This window comes from Streptomyces sp. NPDC029122 (assembly GCF_055569445.1).
Genome location: NZ_JBVHWK010000028.1, coordinates 1 through 13,600, shown reverse-complemented (window position 1 = coordinate 13,600; position 13,600 = coordinate 1). Strand labels below are relative to the sequence as shown.

Below are 13,600 nucleotides of genomic sequence, written 5' to 3'. Positions count from 1 at the left end.
CCTGCTCCCCCCCCGCAGCCCCCCCCCCCCCCCCCCCCCCCCCCCCCCCCCCCCCCCCCCCCCCCCCCCCCCCCCCCCCCCCCCCGCTCCCGTACGGGGTGCCTTGCGGCAGGCGGTCACTGCGAGGCGCAGCCGATGCACTCGACGTCGATCTGATCGGCGAGCTCGGTCAGTACGTCGGCCAGTTCGGACACCGTCTCTTCGTCGGCCGGCAGCTCGCCCGTCTCGGTGGCGTGCAGCCAGTCCGCGGCGAGGTGGCGCAGCAGGGCGGTGACGTGGTCGGCGGGGATCAGCAGACCACCGTCTTCGGCGGGGAACAGCGGTATCGAGACCTGGATCATGGGACTTCCTCCCGGACGGCTCCTTAACGGCGGCTACCCGCGCTCCGGGAGGGCAACCGTCGCCCGGAGCTCAGGTGCCGTCCGGGCCCTCGCCCGCCGCCAGGGCGGTGAGGACCCGGTCGGGGGTGAGGGGCAGTTCGCGGATCCGGCGGCCGGTCGCCCGGGCGAAGGCGTTGCCGATGGCCGCGGCCGCGCCCACCGTGCCGATCTCGCCGATCCCCTTGCTCCCCATCGGGTTGAGGTGCTTGTCGTGCTCCTCGACCCAGTACGCCTCGATGTCGGGCACGTCCGCGTGCACCGGGACGTGGTAGGAGGCCAGGTCCGTCGCGGTGAAGTCGCCGTACGCGGGGTCCAGCGGGGCGTGCTCGGTGAGTGCCATCCCCAGGCCCATCACCATGCCCCCGACGAACTGGGAGCGGGCCGTCAGCGGGTTGAGGACGCGGCCGGCCGCGAAGACGCCCAGCATGCGCAGCACCCGCACCTCGCCGGACACGGTGTCGACGGACACCTCGGCGAACTGGGCGCCGAAGGCGTGCCGGGCGTACGGCGAGCGCTGTTTGGCGGCTGCCGTGGTGTCGGCGGAGGCGCACAGTCCGCCCTCGGGCACCTTCCCGTCGCGCCGCACGAGTTTCAGCGCGAGCGCACGGCACGCCTCGTGCACCGCCCATCCCCAGGACGCGGTGCCGGACGAGCCGCCCGCCAGGGATGCCGGGGGCAGCCCGGTGTGCCCGACCTCGCACCGCACCCGGTCGGGGGGCACGCCGAGCGCGTCGGCGGCCACCAGGGCCAGGACGGTCCGCGCCCCGGTGCCGATGTCGGTGGCGGCCACCTCCACCCGGTAGGTGCCGTCCGGCAGGGCGTGCGCCAGCGCCTGGGAGGGGGCGGCCATGGCCGGGTACGTGGACGCGGCCACGCCCGCACCGGTCAGCAGGGCGCCCCGGGCCCGCGGCCCGCGGGTCTGCGGCCAGCCGAAGCGCCGCGCGCCCTCGCGCAGGCAGGCGACCAGGTTGCGGCTGCTGTACGGGCGTCCGCCGTCCGGCTCGGCGGACGGCTCGTTGCGCACGCGCAGCTCGACGGGGTCCACTCCCACGGCGTCGGCCAGTTCGTCCATCGCCGACTCCAGCGCGTACATGCCGGGGGTCTCTCCCGGGGCCCGCATCCACGAGGGGGTGGGCACGTCGAGCGGGACGACGCGGTGCGCGGTGAGCAGGTCCGGGGCCGCGTACATGACCCGGGCGGGGACGGCCGCCTGCTCCACGAACTCGCGGATGCGCGAGGTGTGGGTTGTGACCTCGTGCGCCAGGGCCGTGAGGGTGCCGTCGGGCCGGGCGCCCAGGCGTACCCGGTGCAGGGTGGGGGCGCGGTGCCCCACCACCTCGTGCAGGCCGCCGCGGGGCAGCGCGAGCTTGACGGGCGTCCCGGTGTGCCGGGCCGCCATGACGGCGAGCACCACGTGGGGGCGGGTCGTGCCCTTGCATCCGAAGCCGCCGCCGACGTGCTCCGAGTACACGGTGATCCGGTCCTCGGGCAGCCCGAAGAGGGAGGACAGGTCGGCGCGCACGGTGCAGGCGCCCTGGCTGGAGTCGTAGACCGTCAGCCGGCCCTCGTCCGCCTCCCAGACGGCGGTGGCGGCGTGCGGCTCCATCGGGTGGTTGTGCAGCGGGGGCACCGCGTACCGGCAGTCGACGCGCACCGGAGCGGCGGCGTACGCGGCGGCGGCGTCGCCCCGTTCCCGGCGCCCGGGATAGCCGCCGTTGGCCGTCTCGGGCGCGTAGGCGTCGGGGTGCTCCTCGTACAGCAGGACGTCGGGAGCGCGGCCCTCGGTGTCGTACGTGACGGACACGGCCCCGGCGGCCTCCCGGGCCCGTTCCAGGGTGTCGGCGACGGCCAGTGCCACGTACCAGCCGTGGTGCGGTACCCGGTCGTCCTGGAGGAGCCTCAGCTCCGGGTCCTCGGCCGGTCCCAGCCGGGGCGCGTCGGAGGCGGTGAGCACGGCCGCCACGCCGGGCAGCGCCGCGGCCGCGGCCGTGTCCACGCGGACCACCCGGCCGGCGGCGACGGTGGCGGGCACCGGCCAGGCGTACAGGCAGCCGGGCGGGGTGTGGTCGGCGGCGTAGCGGGCGGCGCCGGTGACCTTCTGCGCGCCCTCCCTCCGGGTCGCGGGCGAACCGAGCGCGGGGATGCCTTCCATGGTCTGTCTCCCTCTTTCCTTCTCCGCCCTGGCGGGCGGGGGCGGGTGCCCGCCGGGGTCAGTCCTGCCCGGGTGCGGCGAGCCGGCCCAGCACCTCGCAGGCGAGGTTGCGGGCGAGGAGCACCTTGAAGGCGTTGTCGCGCAGCGGGCGGGCCGCCTCCAGCTCGGCCTCGACGGCCGCGCGGACGGCGTCCGGCGTCGGGCGCTCGCCCAGCAGGCGCCGCTGCGCGACCCGGGCCCGCCAGGGCCGGTGCGCGAGTCCTCCGAAGGCGAGCGCGATCCGTGCCACCCGGCCGTCCCGGACCTCCAGGACCGCCGCGACCGAGGCGAGCGCGAAGGCGTACGAGGCACGGTCCCTGGCCTTGCGGTAGGCGGACGGCACGCCGAAGGCCCCGGGCGGCAGCAGGACCGCGGTGACGAGCTCTCCGTGCCGCAGCGTGGTGTCCCGTTCCGGCTGCTCCCCCGGCAGCCTCAGGAAGCCGTCGAGCGGCACGGTGCGGACGCCGTCGGCACCGGTGACCTCCACCTCGGCGTCCAGCGCGCTCAGCGCCACCGCGAGGTCGGAGGGGTGTGTGGCCACGCACAGCGGGGAGTGTCCGAGCACGGCGTGTTCACGGTTGACGCCGTCGAGGGCCGCGCAGCCGCTGCCGGGCTCCCGCTTGTTGCAGGGCTTGGACACGTCCTGGAAGTAGCCGCAGCGGGTGCGCTGGAGCAGGTTGCCCCCGGTCGTCGCGGCGTTGCGCAGCTGTGCCGAGGCCCCGGACAGCAGGGCCTGGGAGAGGACCGGGCAACGGGCCCCGGCCAGCGGGTGCGCGGCGAGGTCGGCGCCGCGGACCCCGGCGCCCACGCGTACCGCGCCGCCGGTGGTGGTCTCGATCCCGTCGGGCAGCAGGCGGGCGACGTCGACGAGGGTGTCGGGCCGTTCGACGCCGAGCTTCATCAGGTCGACGAGGTTGGTGCCGCCCGCGAGGTACGCGGACCCGGGCCGGGCCCCGTGGGCTTCCGCGGCCTCGGCGAGGCTGGCGGGGCGGACGTAACGGAAGGGCTTCACGCGATCACGTCCCGCACGGCGTCGACGATCCGGGGGTATGCGCCGCACCGGCACAGATTGCCGCTCAGCCGCTCGGCGATGGCTTCGCGGGTCAGTTCGGCGTCCTCCGCGGCCGCCTCGGCGAGCATGCCGACGGCCGAGCAGAGCTGGCCGGGCGTGCAGTAGCCGCACTGGAAGGCGTCCCGGGCCACGAAGGCCTCCTGGAGGGGGTGCGGCCGTCCGTCGTCGCCCGCGAGGCCCTCGACGGTGGTGATCCGCGCGTCTTCCTGGGCGACGGCGAGGAGCAGGCAGCTGTTGAGGCGCCGCCCGTCGACGAGGACGGTGCACGCCCCGCACTGGCCGTGGTCGCAGCCCTTCTTCGCCCCGGTGAGGTCCAGCCGCTCGCGCAGCGCGTCGAGCAGGGTGGTGCGGTGGTCCAGGTCGAGGACGTGCCGTTCGCCGTTGACGTCGAGCGTGACCTGCGCGTGCGTGGCCCCGTGGCCGTCCATGACGAAACGCCTTCCTCTGCGCACGGTCCCCCCGCCCGGTGAGGTCTAACCGGGCGGCGGCCCCGCGCCCCGCCTCGCCGCCCGGTTCCACCCGATCGGATTCGGACGGCGGAAGCTGGGCAGGCGCCGTGTGGGGCCTCGAAAGGAGTTCACCATGGCGGAGAAGGCCAAGGGCAAGATGGAGCAGGCCAAGGGCAAGGCGAAGGAAGCCGTCGGCAAGGTGTCCGGAAACGACCGGATGAAGACCGAGGGCAAGATCGACCAGGCCAAGGGCAAGGCCGAGGAGACCCTCGGCAAGGCCGACCAGCGCGCACGCGGAGTCGGCGACTCCCTGCGCGGCCGTCGCCGCGACACCTGACCCGCGTCCCGTACGGCGTGCCCCCTGCCGTTCCGGCAGGGGGCACGCGGATCTCAGGAGGTGGCGGATGCACACGGATACGGCGGCCCCCGCCCTCGGCGGTGTCCCGTGATCGCCCGGGCGTCGAACGTGGGGCAGCGCCGGGAGACCTGCGACGAGCGCGCCGACCGGCTCTGGCTGGAGCTGATGCACGAGGTGCGGGTGGTGCTGACCGCCGTGCAGCTGCTGCTGGCCTTCCTCCTCGCGGTGGCGTTCACGCCCGCCTTCGGGCACCTGGGCGGGACGGACCGGCAGCTGTACCTGGTCTGCGTGCTGTGCGGGGTCGGCGCCATGGCGGCGCTGACCGGGCCGGTGGCCCTGCACCGCCTGGTGACGGGGCTGCGGCTCAAGCCGGAGACCGTCGTCTGGGCGTCACGGCTCGTCGCGGCGGGCTTGGCCCTGCTGCTGGCGATGACGTCCCTGGGCATCCTGGTGCTGCTGCGCCAGGTCACCGCTCCGGGCACCGCGCTGCTCCTCGACGCCGCCCTGGCACTGTGGTGCGGCGCCTGCTGGCTGTTCCCGGCCGCCCTGCTGCGCCGGCGCCGGACCCGCCCGGGCACCGCCGCGGCGGCCGGGGCCGCCGACGACGGCCGCGCCCCCGTGCGCTCCGGGGCGGGCCGGGCGGGACTCTGACGACGGGCCGGCTCAGCCCTCCAGGAAGTGGAAGCCGGGCCGGGGGTGCATCAGGAAGTCGTGGTGGGAGATGTTCCAGGCGTAGGCGCCCGCGAGGCCGAAGGCCACCCGGTCCCCGGCGCGCAGGCCCGGCGCCGGGACACCGCGGGCGAGGAGGTCCTTGGGGGTGCACAGCTGGCCGGTGAGCGTGACCCGCTCGGCGCCGGCGGCGGGCCGGGGCCAGGGGTGGGGCCACTCGGCCACGGGGAAGACGGTGCAGGGCTGGTCGTGCCCCTTGGTGGCGGGGGTGCGCAGGTGGTGGGTGCCGCCGCGGACCACGGCGAACTCCTCGCCGTGGCTGTGCTTCACGTCCAGTACGTCGGTGGCGTACCAGCCGCAGTACGCGGTCAGGGCGCGGCCGGGCTCGATGCGCAGGGTCAGGCCGGGGTGCGCGTCCGCGAGCCGGGCGAGGCCCGCCCCGTAGGCCGCCCAGTCGAAGCGGGATTCCGGGTCCGCGTAGTCGACGCTCATGCCGCCGCCGACGTTGACCTCGGTGAACTCGACGCCGTGGCGGGCGGCGAGGCCGGCGGCCCAGGTGAGGACGGATTCGGCGACGGCGAGCTGCTCGGGGGCGTCGAGGCCGCTGGCCAGGTGGGCGTGGACGCCCAGCAGGCGCAGCTGGGGGTAGGTCCCGTCGGTGAGCAGGCGCACCGCCGTGTCGGCCTCGGCGGGGTCCAGGCCGAAGGGGGTGGGGCGGCCGCCCATGGCCAGGGAGCTGCCTTCGAGGGAGGCGGCGGCCAGGGGCAGGTTGAAGCGCAGCAGCACTCCCGGCGCGGTGCTGCCGGGGGCGGTGCGCGCGACGAGGTCGGCCAGCACGCGCAGTTCGTACAGGCTCTCCACGTGGAAGCGTTCGACGCCCAGTTCGAGGGCGGTGACGATCTCGGCAGGGGTCTTGCCGGGACCGCCGAAGGCCAGCGGGCGCCCGGGGACGGCCTTGCTGACGTGGGCGAGTTCGCCGCCGGAGGAGACCTCGTACCCGTCGACGTACGGTTCGAGGGCGGCGAGGATCTCCGCCTCCGGGTTGGCCTTGGCCGCGTAGTACAGCTCGACGCGCTCGGGCAGTGCGGCCCGGACGGCGGCGGCGTGCGCGCGCAGTGCCGTCAGGTCGTAGAGGTAGGCGGGCAGTTCCGACGCCGGGAGGTCGAGGGCGCGCTCGCGCACGGCGGGGGTGGGGGCGGTCAACGGATGCTCCGGGTGGCGTCGGCGTGGTCGTCTTCGGTGTGGTTCCGCAGGACCTGGGACAGCACGTCCTCGGTGAGCGGGGAGGCCAGTCGGACGTAGCCGGCCTCGCGGTCGGCCTTGCGCTCCCAGCGGGTGAGCAGGTTCGCCTTGGCGGGCAGCGGCACGCCGGCGAGCAGGGCGGCCAGGCGCGGCGGGCAGCCGTACCGGTCGGCGTGCTCCTGGACGGTGGTGCGGACCTGCGCCCACAGGGCGGCCTCGGTCTGCGGGTGCAGGTCGGCGAGGGCCGCGAGCATCTCGGCGACGTGGTTGACCAGGAGGCAGTACACGACCCGGTCCCAGCCGCGCTGGGCGTCGTACGTCATGGGGCCCGCGACGTCGGCCGGCAGCGCGGCGAGGAGGTCGGCGTGGTGCTCGGGGACGAGCTTGGTGCCCTCCAGGTCGCGGAAGAGCACCTGGGCGGGCATGCCCTCGTCGTCTACGCAGACGACCACGTTCTGCAGGTGCGGCTCCAGCACCAGTCCGTGGTCGAAGTACGCGGACAGGACGGGCGGTACGAGCAGCTTGACGTACGCGGCCCACCAGTCGAGGGCCGCCTGCGGGTCGGTGGTGTCGACGAGGCGGGAGATGTGCCCGGGGCCGGTGGGGTACTCGTCGGCGACGGCCGCGGCCAGCAGCGGGGTGGTGCCGGGCATGAGCCGGCTGAGCAGGCCCTCGCGGACGATCACGCCGAAGCCTTCGAGGAGGGCCCGGTCGGGGGTGCCGTCGGGACCCGGCAGGGCGAGGCTGCGGTAGGCGGGCTCGCGGAGCATGGCGGTGCCGGGGAAGCGGGTCTCCAGCTCCGCGAGGACCGGGGCCAGCAGGCGGGTGAGGGCGACGGCGCCGGAGAGTTCGTAGCTGGCGTTCTTGCGCAGGCAGTTGGTGATGCGGACGTTGAGGCTGAACTTGAGGAAGGTGTCCCCGTCGTACAGCGTGCGGACCGAGGCGGTGGCGGCGAAGGGCTCGCCGCCGTCGCCGAGGTCCAGGATGTCGCCGCGGTCGAGGGCGTCGCGCAGCCCGGGGTGGCCGCTGAGCATCTCGTACTGCCACGGGTGCGCGGGCAGCAGCCGGTAGCCCTCGGGGACCTCGGCGCGGAGCCGGTCGAGCGGTCGCGTCGCGCCGTCCTCGGCGGTCTCCTCGATGACGAGGTGCTCGCGCACGGCGAGGTGGCGCAGCCGGAAGGAGGCGCCGGTCTCGGGCGCGTACGAGAGCCAGGAGGCGGTGTCGCCGCTGCGGGCCTTGGGGGTGGGGTGGAAGCGGTGGCCGAGCACGAGGGACTGCTCGGACTCCAGGTAGGCGGCGAGTCCGTCTCCCCCGCCGACCGTGGTGGCGCTGGCGGGGCGGCTGGCGCGTACGGCGAGCGCGGCGGACACGGCCTCGTGGCTGGAGGCGATCTGCTCCAGGAACTCCTCGTTGCGCACGTCGGTCCGCAGTGCGAGTTCGTCGTGGACGTACTCGGCGAGGCGGCGCCAGCCGACCTGGGCCCAGCCGTCCTCCTGCCGCTCCCGTACCGGTCCGGTGAACCGGTGGGCGCCGATCAGCGAGGTGCGGCGCAGGGCGGCGCGCAGCAGCACCCCGCGGCGGGGCAGCCACAGCATCAGGTGGCCGTCGGCGACGGCGGTCTGGTGTTCCGGTCCGGACAGCTCGCGCAGCAGGCAGTTCAGGAGGGTGTGGGCGACCGCCTCGTCGGCGGTGGGCAGCCCGGCCGGGGAGACGGAGGCACGCGCGGCGACGGGGTGGGCACCGATTGCATCGGTCAGGGACATCAACGGCTCCAGCGGGTGCGGAGAGAGCGGAGGGAACGGACGTTCAGGGCCGGGAGGGCGGTCGCGCCGACGGTGACCAGGGCCACGGCGGTGCCGGTCAGCACGGGCGCGGAGGGCCCGTACAGGCCGTTTCCGACGGCGGCGGCGAGGCCCGCGACGACGGCTCCGGCCTTCGAGAAGAACTCGATCGAGCCGAACAGCCCGCCGGGGGCCCGGCCCTTGGCGCAGTCCGAGGCCATGACGGAGAGGCAGACGAGGCCGAGGGTGAGGCCCGCGCCCAGCAGCAGGCGGACGGCGACGAGGCCGGTGAGCGAGTGGGCCAGGCCGTGCCCGGCCAGCCCGAGGGCTATGCAGGCGAAGCCGAGCGCCACACCGAGGCGGGGGCGCCGGTGGAAGCCGGAGTGCACCCACATGGCGGCGGCCAGGTAGCACAGGTGGGGCAGGGCGAAGAGGACGCCGGAGACCAGCGGCGAGGTGCCGGGTATTCGCTCTTCGATGAGGGAGATCAGGTAGGGGAAGGAGATGACCGTGGAGAAGACGAAGGCGAACTCCAGGGCGTAGAGCCCGCGCAGGGAGGTCACGCGCTCCCGGCCCGTCTCCTCGGCCGCGGTCCCGCCGGCCGCTTCCGCGGGCGCGGGCGGACGGGGCCTCGCGCTCACGCCGCGGGATTCCGGCAGTGCGGCGATCAGCACCGCGGCCGTGAGCGGGAGGACGGCGAGCAGCGCGTACTGGCGGTGCGGTGACATCCAGGGTGAGAGGCTGCCGACCACGATCGGGGCGAAGACCAGCGCGGCGCGCGCGGCACCCTGCATCAGGGTGAGCGCCTTGGACAGCTGCGGGCCCTCCAGCGAGGCCCCGAGGTAGCCGTTGGAGGCGGCGAAGGTGCCGCCGAGTATCCCCTGGAGCACCAGGGCGACGGTGAAGGTGGCGATCGAGTCGGCCCAGCCGGCCAGCAGGAAGGAGGCCGCGAGGCCCAGCTGGGCCCTCAGCAGCAGCCGCTTGCGGCCGAACCGGTCGGCGAGCCGCCCCCACAGGGGGGCGCCGACGGCGGCGAAGATGGTGGGGACGATGTAGAGCACGCCGGCCCAGCTGGCGTCGCGGTCGCCGAGTTCCGGGAGGATCTCGGTGAGGAAGGGCGGCAGGCCGAGCGCGGCGAAGGAGGCCACGAAGTAGCAGCCGGCCACCGCGTGCACCTGTCTGCGGCCGAGGACGGGACGGGGTTCCGGCCCGGTGGCCGGGGCTGCTTCGAGCTGGTCCGTCGGCGCTGCGGCGCTCATCGCGCACCCCCGGACGGGAGCAGGTAGTTGGGGCCGGTCGTGTAGTGCTTGTTGATGTCGGCGGCGCCCGAGCGCTCCTTGCTGAGCAGGGTGCCGGCGCTGACCATCGCCTTGACCGGCAGGTGCGGGGCGTCCAGGACGTGGGCGCGGAGCACGGCTCCGGGCTCGCCCGGTCCGGTACCGAGGCCTTCGGCTGCCTCGGCGAGCCGGTCCCGTACGAGGTCCAGCAGCACCCGGGCCTCTGCGCGGCCGTGCCGTGCCAGCCCGAAGGCGTACGAACCGGCGCACAGGTGCAGGGTGATGGTGGTGAGCAGGTCGGTGAGCGGGCGGTCGTCGTCGCAGAAGGCGCGGGGGTCGTCGAAGCCGAGGGGGGCGTCGGCGCCGAGCGTGGCGCGTACGCGGGCGGGGTGGACGCGCGGGCCGTCGTCGTCCTTGAACAGGAGCCGGACGCGGGTTTCGCCGGCCGGACCGTGGTCGAGGACGAGGGAGACGTTCTGCTGGTGGGATTCCAACGCTATGCCGTAGCCGAACAGGGTCGTCTGCCAGTCGATGAGCAGCCGCAGGTAGGCGTCGAGCAGGGCGATCGGGTCCCCGCCGTAGAACCGGTCGGCGAGGTGGTCGATCAGCAGCCGGCCGCCGGGGGCTTCGGCGAGGAGCGCGGCGAGCGGAGTGACGACGGCGTCCTCGAGGCCGGCCGGGTAGCGGCGGCAGAGGGCGGCGAGGAGTTCGTGGCCGGCGTGGGCGTAGACGGTCTCGTCGGCGTGCAGGATGACGCCCTGGAAGCGCGGTTCGCGCGCGACGACGGTCTCGACCAGCCGCTGTCCCGCGACCCCGTCGGCGAGGAAGCCGGGCCGGATGATCCGGCGGTTGCGCAGTCCCAGGGTGGCGGTGGCCATCGGGACCTTGATGTGCAGGGTGGGGTCGGCGGTGACGCCGACCGTGCGCATGGACAGCGTGGGGACGACTTCGAGGTACGGGCGCTCGGCGAGGACGGCACGGTCGGCCAGGCCCGCCGCGTCCAGCGCCTCGCGCAGCGGCGCGCCGAGGGTGAGCGGGTGGACGGGGAGGGCGAGGTGGCTGTGGTCGAGCTCGGGCAGGCCGAGCGCGGCCGGCGTGGGCCAGACGTCGGGCAGCGCGGCGGGGCCGCCGGCGACCGTGAGGTCGCGCTGCGGCACGGCGATCCAGCGCAGCGCGAAGCGCGGGTGGAACTCGGGCGCGTAGGCCCGCAGTTGGTCCTCGTCCAGGCCTGAGCGGCCCCGGGCGGTGGGGTACACCGGGTGGTCGAGGCGTGCGGCGAGGGCGTCGTGGGCGAGTCCGCCCGTGAGGCCGGTCCAGTCCGCGGGGTCGGCGCCGTGTTCGGCGGTGAGGCGGTCGGCGGCCTCCTCCGCGGTGTCGGCGTGCAGCCGCATGGTGGCGAGGGTCTGGCGGCACTCCTCGGCGAACGCGTCGAAACCGCCGCGGTCGACGGGGTCGGCGAGCGCGCCGAGGGCATCGAGGACCTCGTCGTGGGTGGTGAACTCGCGGCCGTCCGACTCCCGGGCGAGCAGCGGCAGCCGGGCGGCGTACACGCTCTGGTAGCCGTCCTCGGTGACCGGAAGGAGCAGGGCGTCGCCGTCACCGGCGGGCAGCCGCAGCCAGCGGCCGTCCGCGCGGTCGACGGCGGTGGTACGGGTGCGCAGGCCTACGACGTCCTCGCGCAGGAGTGCCCCGAGGACGCGGAGCAGCAGCTCCGCCTCGGTGGTGCCGGAGCGGGTGGCGGTGTTCACGGGGTGATCTCCCAGCGCTGGGCCGCGAGGAAGTCGGCGACGACGCGGTCGAGGGTCTCCTGGTCCGTGTTCCGGCCCAGCGCGCGGAGGGCGCCGATGAAGTCGCGGTTGGTGTTGTACAGCTCGTGCCGCTCCCCCACCGCGCGCAGCGGCCGGTAGGTGAGTTCGATGCCGTCCACGACGAGGTCGGCGGCCTCGGGCGCGGCGGTGAGCGTGCCGGCGCTCTGGGCGCAGGGGTTGTCGACCAGGGCGACGCCGTCCGTGCGCATGCCGAGGTCCGAGGGGAGGGGCTCTCCGAGGTGGGTGCGCAGGACGTGCTCGAAGAGCGGGATGTCCAGCAGCTGGGCGAGCATCAGGTCGGCCTGGTCGCCGATGGCCCGGTAGTTGACCTCGATGATGCGGGCCCGGCCGTCCTTCACCACGAATTCGGTGTGGCAGATGCCGAAGCCGACGCCGAGGGCGTCGAGCTGGGCGAGGATCTGCTCGACGACGGCTTCGGGGTGGGCGCTGACGAAGGTGCAGCGCTGCTCGATGAAGTACGGGGGCGGCGAGAGCCGCGTGCGGAAGCCGCCCAGTACGTGGCGCACCCGGCCGTCGCCGAGGGTCTCCAGGCTGCACAGTTCGCCGGCCAGGTACTCCTCGACCACCAGGGCCGCCTCCGGCCGGCGGGTCTGGATCTCCTTGCAGCGCTGGACCAGTTCCTCGGGGCCGTCGGCCAGCACCACGTCCTCGCTGGCGACGCCCTCGCGGGGCTTGACCACGCACGGGTAGGGCACGTCGAGGGCGGTGAGCACGGCCGGGTCCTGGCCGGCGGCCAGTTCCGTGGACCAGACCGCGTCGAGCCCGGCGGCGGCCAGGTGGCGGCGCATCTCGGCCTTGTCCTTGACGCGCAGCGTCGCCCGCCAGTCCTTGGCGGGGAGGCCGAAGTAGTCGGCGGCCAGGGCCGCCTGGGTCTGGAGGTGGTCGCTGTTGGTGAAGACCGCGGCGGGCGTGCGGTGGGTGGATATGCGGGTGACGACCGCGCGGAAGTCGCGGACGTCGCACTCCAGGACCTCGGCGTCCGGCGCCGAGCGGCGGTGGCCCTCGGGCTGGTCGGTGAGGATCGTGACCTCGAGGCCGAGCCGGGCCGCGGCGGGGAGGAACCCCTCGGTGACCGAGTCGGTCGGGTTGAGTGCGAGCAGGTACAACCGCATGGGCTGGAGCCCCTTCCGAGTGCTGAGCAGTGGCGGTGCACGTGGTGGCTGTTTTCCGGCACGCCGTGGCACCGACGTCCTTCACTGACGCCGGCGAGGGTCAGCTTAGGTTAGCCAACCCTTAGCCTCAACTTTCCCCTGCGACACGGGACCTGACACGGCACCCACGATCGTAAACCATTGGGTTAAGGTAAGGCTTACCTATCAGCTAGCACCGGAGCTTCGTGCCGCACATGATCGAGAACCGATGACCGCACTCCCGCGCACCGCGCCCGGCAACGTGGCCGCCGCCGTGCTCGCGCGGACCTACGGGCGCCTCGCGGACCTCTGCCCGGCGCTCGACGTCCGGGTGGCCACCGCGGCGGCACGGCCCGAAGGACTCGTCGGCGGCGACGAGCTGGCGGAGGGCCAGGAGGCCCTGGAGGCCTTCGTCGGCGCCGAGGCCGCACGCATCCGGTCCGGCCACGGGCACGAGCCGCGCCCGGACGTCGCCGCCTCGCGCGCCCTGCACGACTACCTCTGGTCCGTCAGCCTGCTGATGAGCGGCGCCTGGTACCTGGAACGTCGTGTACCGCGCGTCCGCCCGCGCGAGGTGCGGATCGACCTGTCGGCCGGCACCTTCGAGATCGTGCCGGGGACGGCGTTCGCCTGCCTGCCCGGCGACCCGGCGGCGCACCTTCCCGGTGCGCGGCCCGTGGCCGGGGAGGAGGCGCTGCGCGCCGAGCTGCGCGCCGCCGTCGCCGATCACGTACGACCCTTGCTGGCGGCCTTCGGGCCGCGGGTGCGGCGCCGCGACCGCGCCCTGTGGGGGATGGCCGTGGACGACCTCGTCTCCGGGATCTGGTACCTCGGCCGCGTCCTCGGCCAGGAGGACCGGGCGGTGCGGGAGGCGACCGAACTGCTCCCCACCGCCATCGCCCCCTTCCCCGGCGGTGCGGACTTCAGGCGGCTCGAGACGCGCGACGGGCGGCTGCACCCGACGCGCACCCGGCTCGGCTGCTGCATGTACTACACGCTGGAGTCGGCCCGGGCGTGCGCCACCTGCCCCCGGACCTGCGACGACGAGCGGATCCGCCGCATCGAGGAGACGGACTGAACGACGGGCCCGCCCCGGACCCCGAAAGGCCCCGGCCGCGTACTGGAGTCTTGGGTTCTAGGAGTCGTCGCAACACCCCAGCTCAAGGGGTGCGATGGAGTTCGAGATCCGCAAGGTGCGGACGGTGGCCCAAGGCCGTAGGAA

12 protein-coding genes are annotated in these 13,600 nt (G+C 74.8%); 3 read left to right on the top strand and 9 right to left on the bottom strand.

The window, feature by feature from the left end; all coding sequences use genetic code 11:
* Positions 1-116: 116 nt before the first annotated feature.
* From ACZ4WZ_RS27030 to ACZ4WZ_RS27015, 4 genes are all read right to left on the bottom strand, one after another.
* The gene (locus ACZ4WZ_RS27030) at positions 117-341 is read right to left on the bottom strand and encodes a DUF6213 family protein (protein ID WP_467894226.1); all 225 of its coding nucleotides are present in this window, start codon (positions 339-341) and stop codon (positions 117-119) included.
* Positions 342-411: 70 nt separating this feature from the next.
* Positions 412-2,532: a xanthine dehydrogenase family protein molybdopterin-binding subunit gene (locus ACZ4WZ_RS27025; RefSeq protein ID WP_467894224.1), complete on the bottom strand. Its 2,121-nt coding sequence runs from the start codon at positions 2,530-2,532 to the stop codon at positions 412-414.
* 58 nt (positions 2,533-2,590) lie between these two features.
* Complete coding sequence (locus ACZ4WZ_RS27020) at positions 2,591-3,583, bottom strand: FAD binding domain-containing protein (protein ID WP_467894222.1); 993 nt, start codon at positions 3,581-3,583, stop codon at positions 2,591-2,593.
* Entirely contained in the window at positions 3,580-4,071 is a 492-nt protein-coding gene (locus ACZ4WZ_RS27015; RefSeq protein ID WP_467894221.1) for a (2Fe-2S)-binding protein, read from the bottom strand. The genes ACZ4WZ_RS27020 and ACZ4WZ_RS27015 overlap by 4 nt, the downstream gene beginning before the upstream one ends.
* A 154-nt stretch (positions 4,072-4,225) precedes the next feature.
* On the opposite strand from ACZ4WZ_RS27015, the gene ACZ4WZ_RS27010 reads away from it, so the two are divergent.
* The gene (locus ACZ4WZ_RS27010; RefSeq protein ID WP_467894220.1) at positions 4,226-4,429 is read left to right on the top strand and encodes a CsbD family protein; all 204 of its coding nucleotides are present in this window, start codon (positions 4,226-4,228) and stop codon (positions 4,427-4,429) included.
* 129 nt (positions 4,430-4,558) lie between these two features.
* A complete protein-coding gene (locus tag ACZ4WZ_RS27005; protein WP_467894218.1) occupies positions 4,559-5,101 on the top strand; it encodes a DUF6328 family protein in 543 nt (180 codons plus the stop codon).
* A 12-nt stretch (positions 5,102-5,113) separates the two neighbouring features.
* On the opposite strand, the gene ACZ4WZ_RS27000 is transcribed toward ACZ4WZ_RS27005, so the two are convergent.
* The 5 genes from ACZ4WZ_RS27000 to ACZ4WZ_RS26980 are packed head-to-tail and all read right to left on the bottom strand — an operon-like array spanning position 5,114 to position 12,360.
* Positions 5,114-6,322, bottom strand: a complete 1,209-nt coding sequence (locus ACZ4WZ_RS27000; protein ID WP_467894216.1) for a type III PLP-dependent enzyme — start codon at positions 6,320-6,322, stop codon at positions 5,114-5,116.
* Entirely contained in the window at positions 6,319-8,124 is a 1,806-nt protein-coding gene (locus ACZ4WZ_RS26995; protein ID WP_467894214.1) for an IucA/IucC family protein, read from the bottom strand. Before ACZ4WZ_RS26995 ends, ACZ4WZ_RS27000 begins: the two co-directional genes overlap by 4 nt.
* The gene (locus ACZ4WZ_RS26990; RefSeq protein ID WP_467894212.1) at positions 8,124-9,401 is read right to left on the bottom strand and encodes an MFS transporter; all 1,278 of its coding nucleotides are present in this window, start codon (positions 9,399-9,401) and stop codon (positions 8,124-8,126) included. The genes ACZ4WZ_RS26995 and ACZ4WZ_RS26990 overlap by 1 nt, the downstream gene beginning before the upstream one ends.
* The gene (locus ACZ4WZ_RS26985) at positions 9,398-11,167 is read right to left on the bottom strand and encodes an IucA/IucC family protein (RefSeq protein ID WP_467894210.1); all 1,770 of its coding nucleotides are present in this window, start codon (positions 11,165-11,167) and stop codon (positions 9,398-9,400) included. The genes ACZ4WZ_RS26990 and ACZ4WZ_RS26985 overlap by 4 nt, the downstream gene beginning before the upstream one ends.
* Complete coding sequence (locus ACZ4WZ_RS26980; protein ID WP_467894208.1) at positions 11,164-12,360, bottom strand: ATP-grasp domain-containing protein; 1,197 nt, start codon at positions 12,358-12,360, stop codon at positions 11,164-11,166. Before ACZ4WZ_RS26980 ends, ACZ4WZ_RS26985 begins: the two co-directional genes overlap by 4 nt.
* A 247-nt stretch (positions 12,361-12,607) precedes the next feature.
* Here ACZ4WZ_RS26980 and ACZ4WZ_RS26975 point away from each other — a divergent pair, with 247 nt between their 5' ends.
* Positions 12,608-13,456, top strand: coding sequence for a (2Fe-2S)-binding protein (locus tag ACZ4WZ_RS26975; protein WP_467894207.1), 849 nt, complete (start codon positions 12,608-12,610; stop codon positions 13,454-13,456).
* Positions 13,457-13,600: the final 144 nt, after the last annotated feature.

Bases quoted from the DNA above. Each gene is read 5' to 3' on its own strand.
- ACZ4WZ_RS27015 (WP_467894221.1), bottom strand. From the start codon at position 4,071: ATGGACGGCCACGGGGCCACGCACGCGCAGGTCACGCTCGACGTCAAC.
- ACZ4WZ_RS26980 (WP_467894208.1), bottom strand. From the start codon at position 12,360: ATGCGGTTGTACCTGCTCGCACTCAACCCGACCGACTCGGTCACCGAG.
- ACZ4WZ_RS26975 (WP_467894207.1), top strand. From the start codon at position 12,608: ATGACCGCACTCCCGCGCACCGCGCCCGGCAACGTGGCCGCCGCCGTG.
- ACZ4WZ_RS26990 (WP_467894212.1), bottom strand. From the start codon at position 9,401: ATGAGCGCCGCAGCGCCGACGGACCAGCTCGAAGCAGCCCCGGCCACC.
- ACZ4WZ_RS27025 (WP_467894224.1), bottom strand. From the start codon at position 2,532: ATGGAAGGCATCCCCGCGCTCGGTTCGCCCGCGACCCGGAGGGAGGGC.
- ACZ4WZ_RS27030 (WP_467894226.1), bottom strand. From the start codon at position 341: ATGATCCAGGTCTCGATACCGCTGTTCCCCGCCGAAGACGGTGGTCTG.
- ACZ4WZ_RS26995 (WP_467894214.1), bottom strand. From the start codon at position 8,124: ATGTCCCTGACCGATGCAATCGGTGCCCACCCCGTCGCCGCGCGTGCC.
- ACZ4WZ_RS27010 (WP_467894220.1), top strand. From the start codon at position 4,226: ATGGCGGAGAAGGCCAAGGGCAAGATGGAGCAGGCCAAGGGCAAGGCG.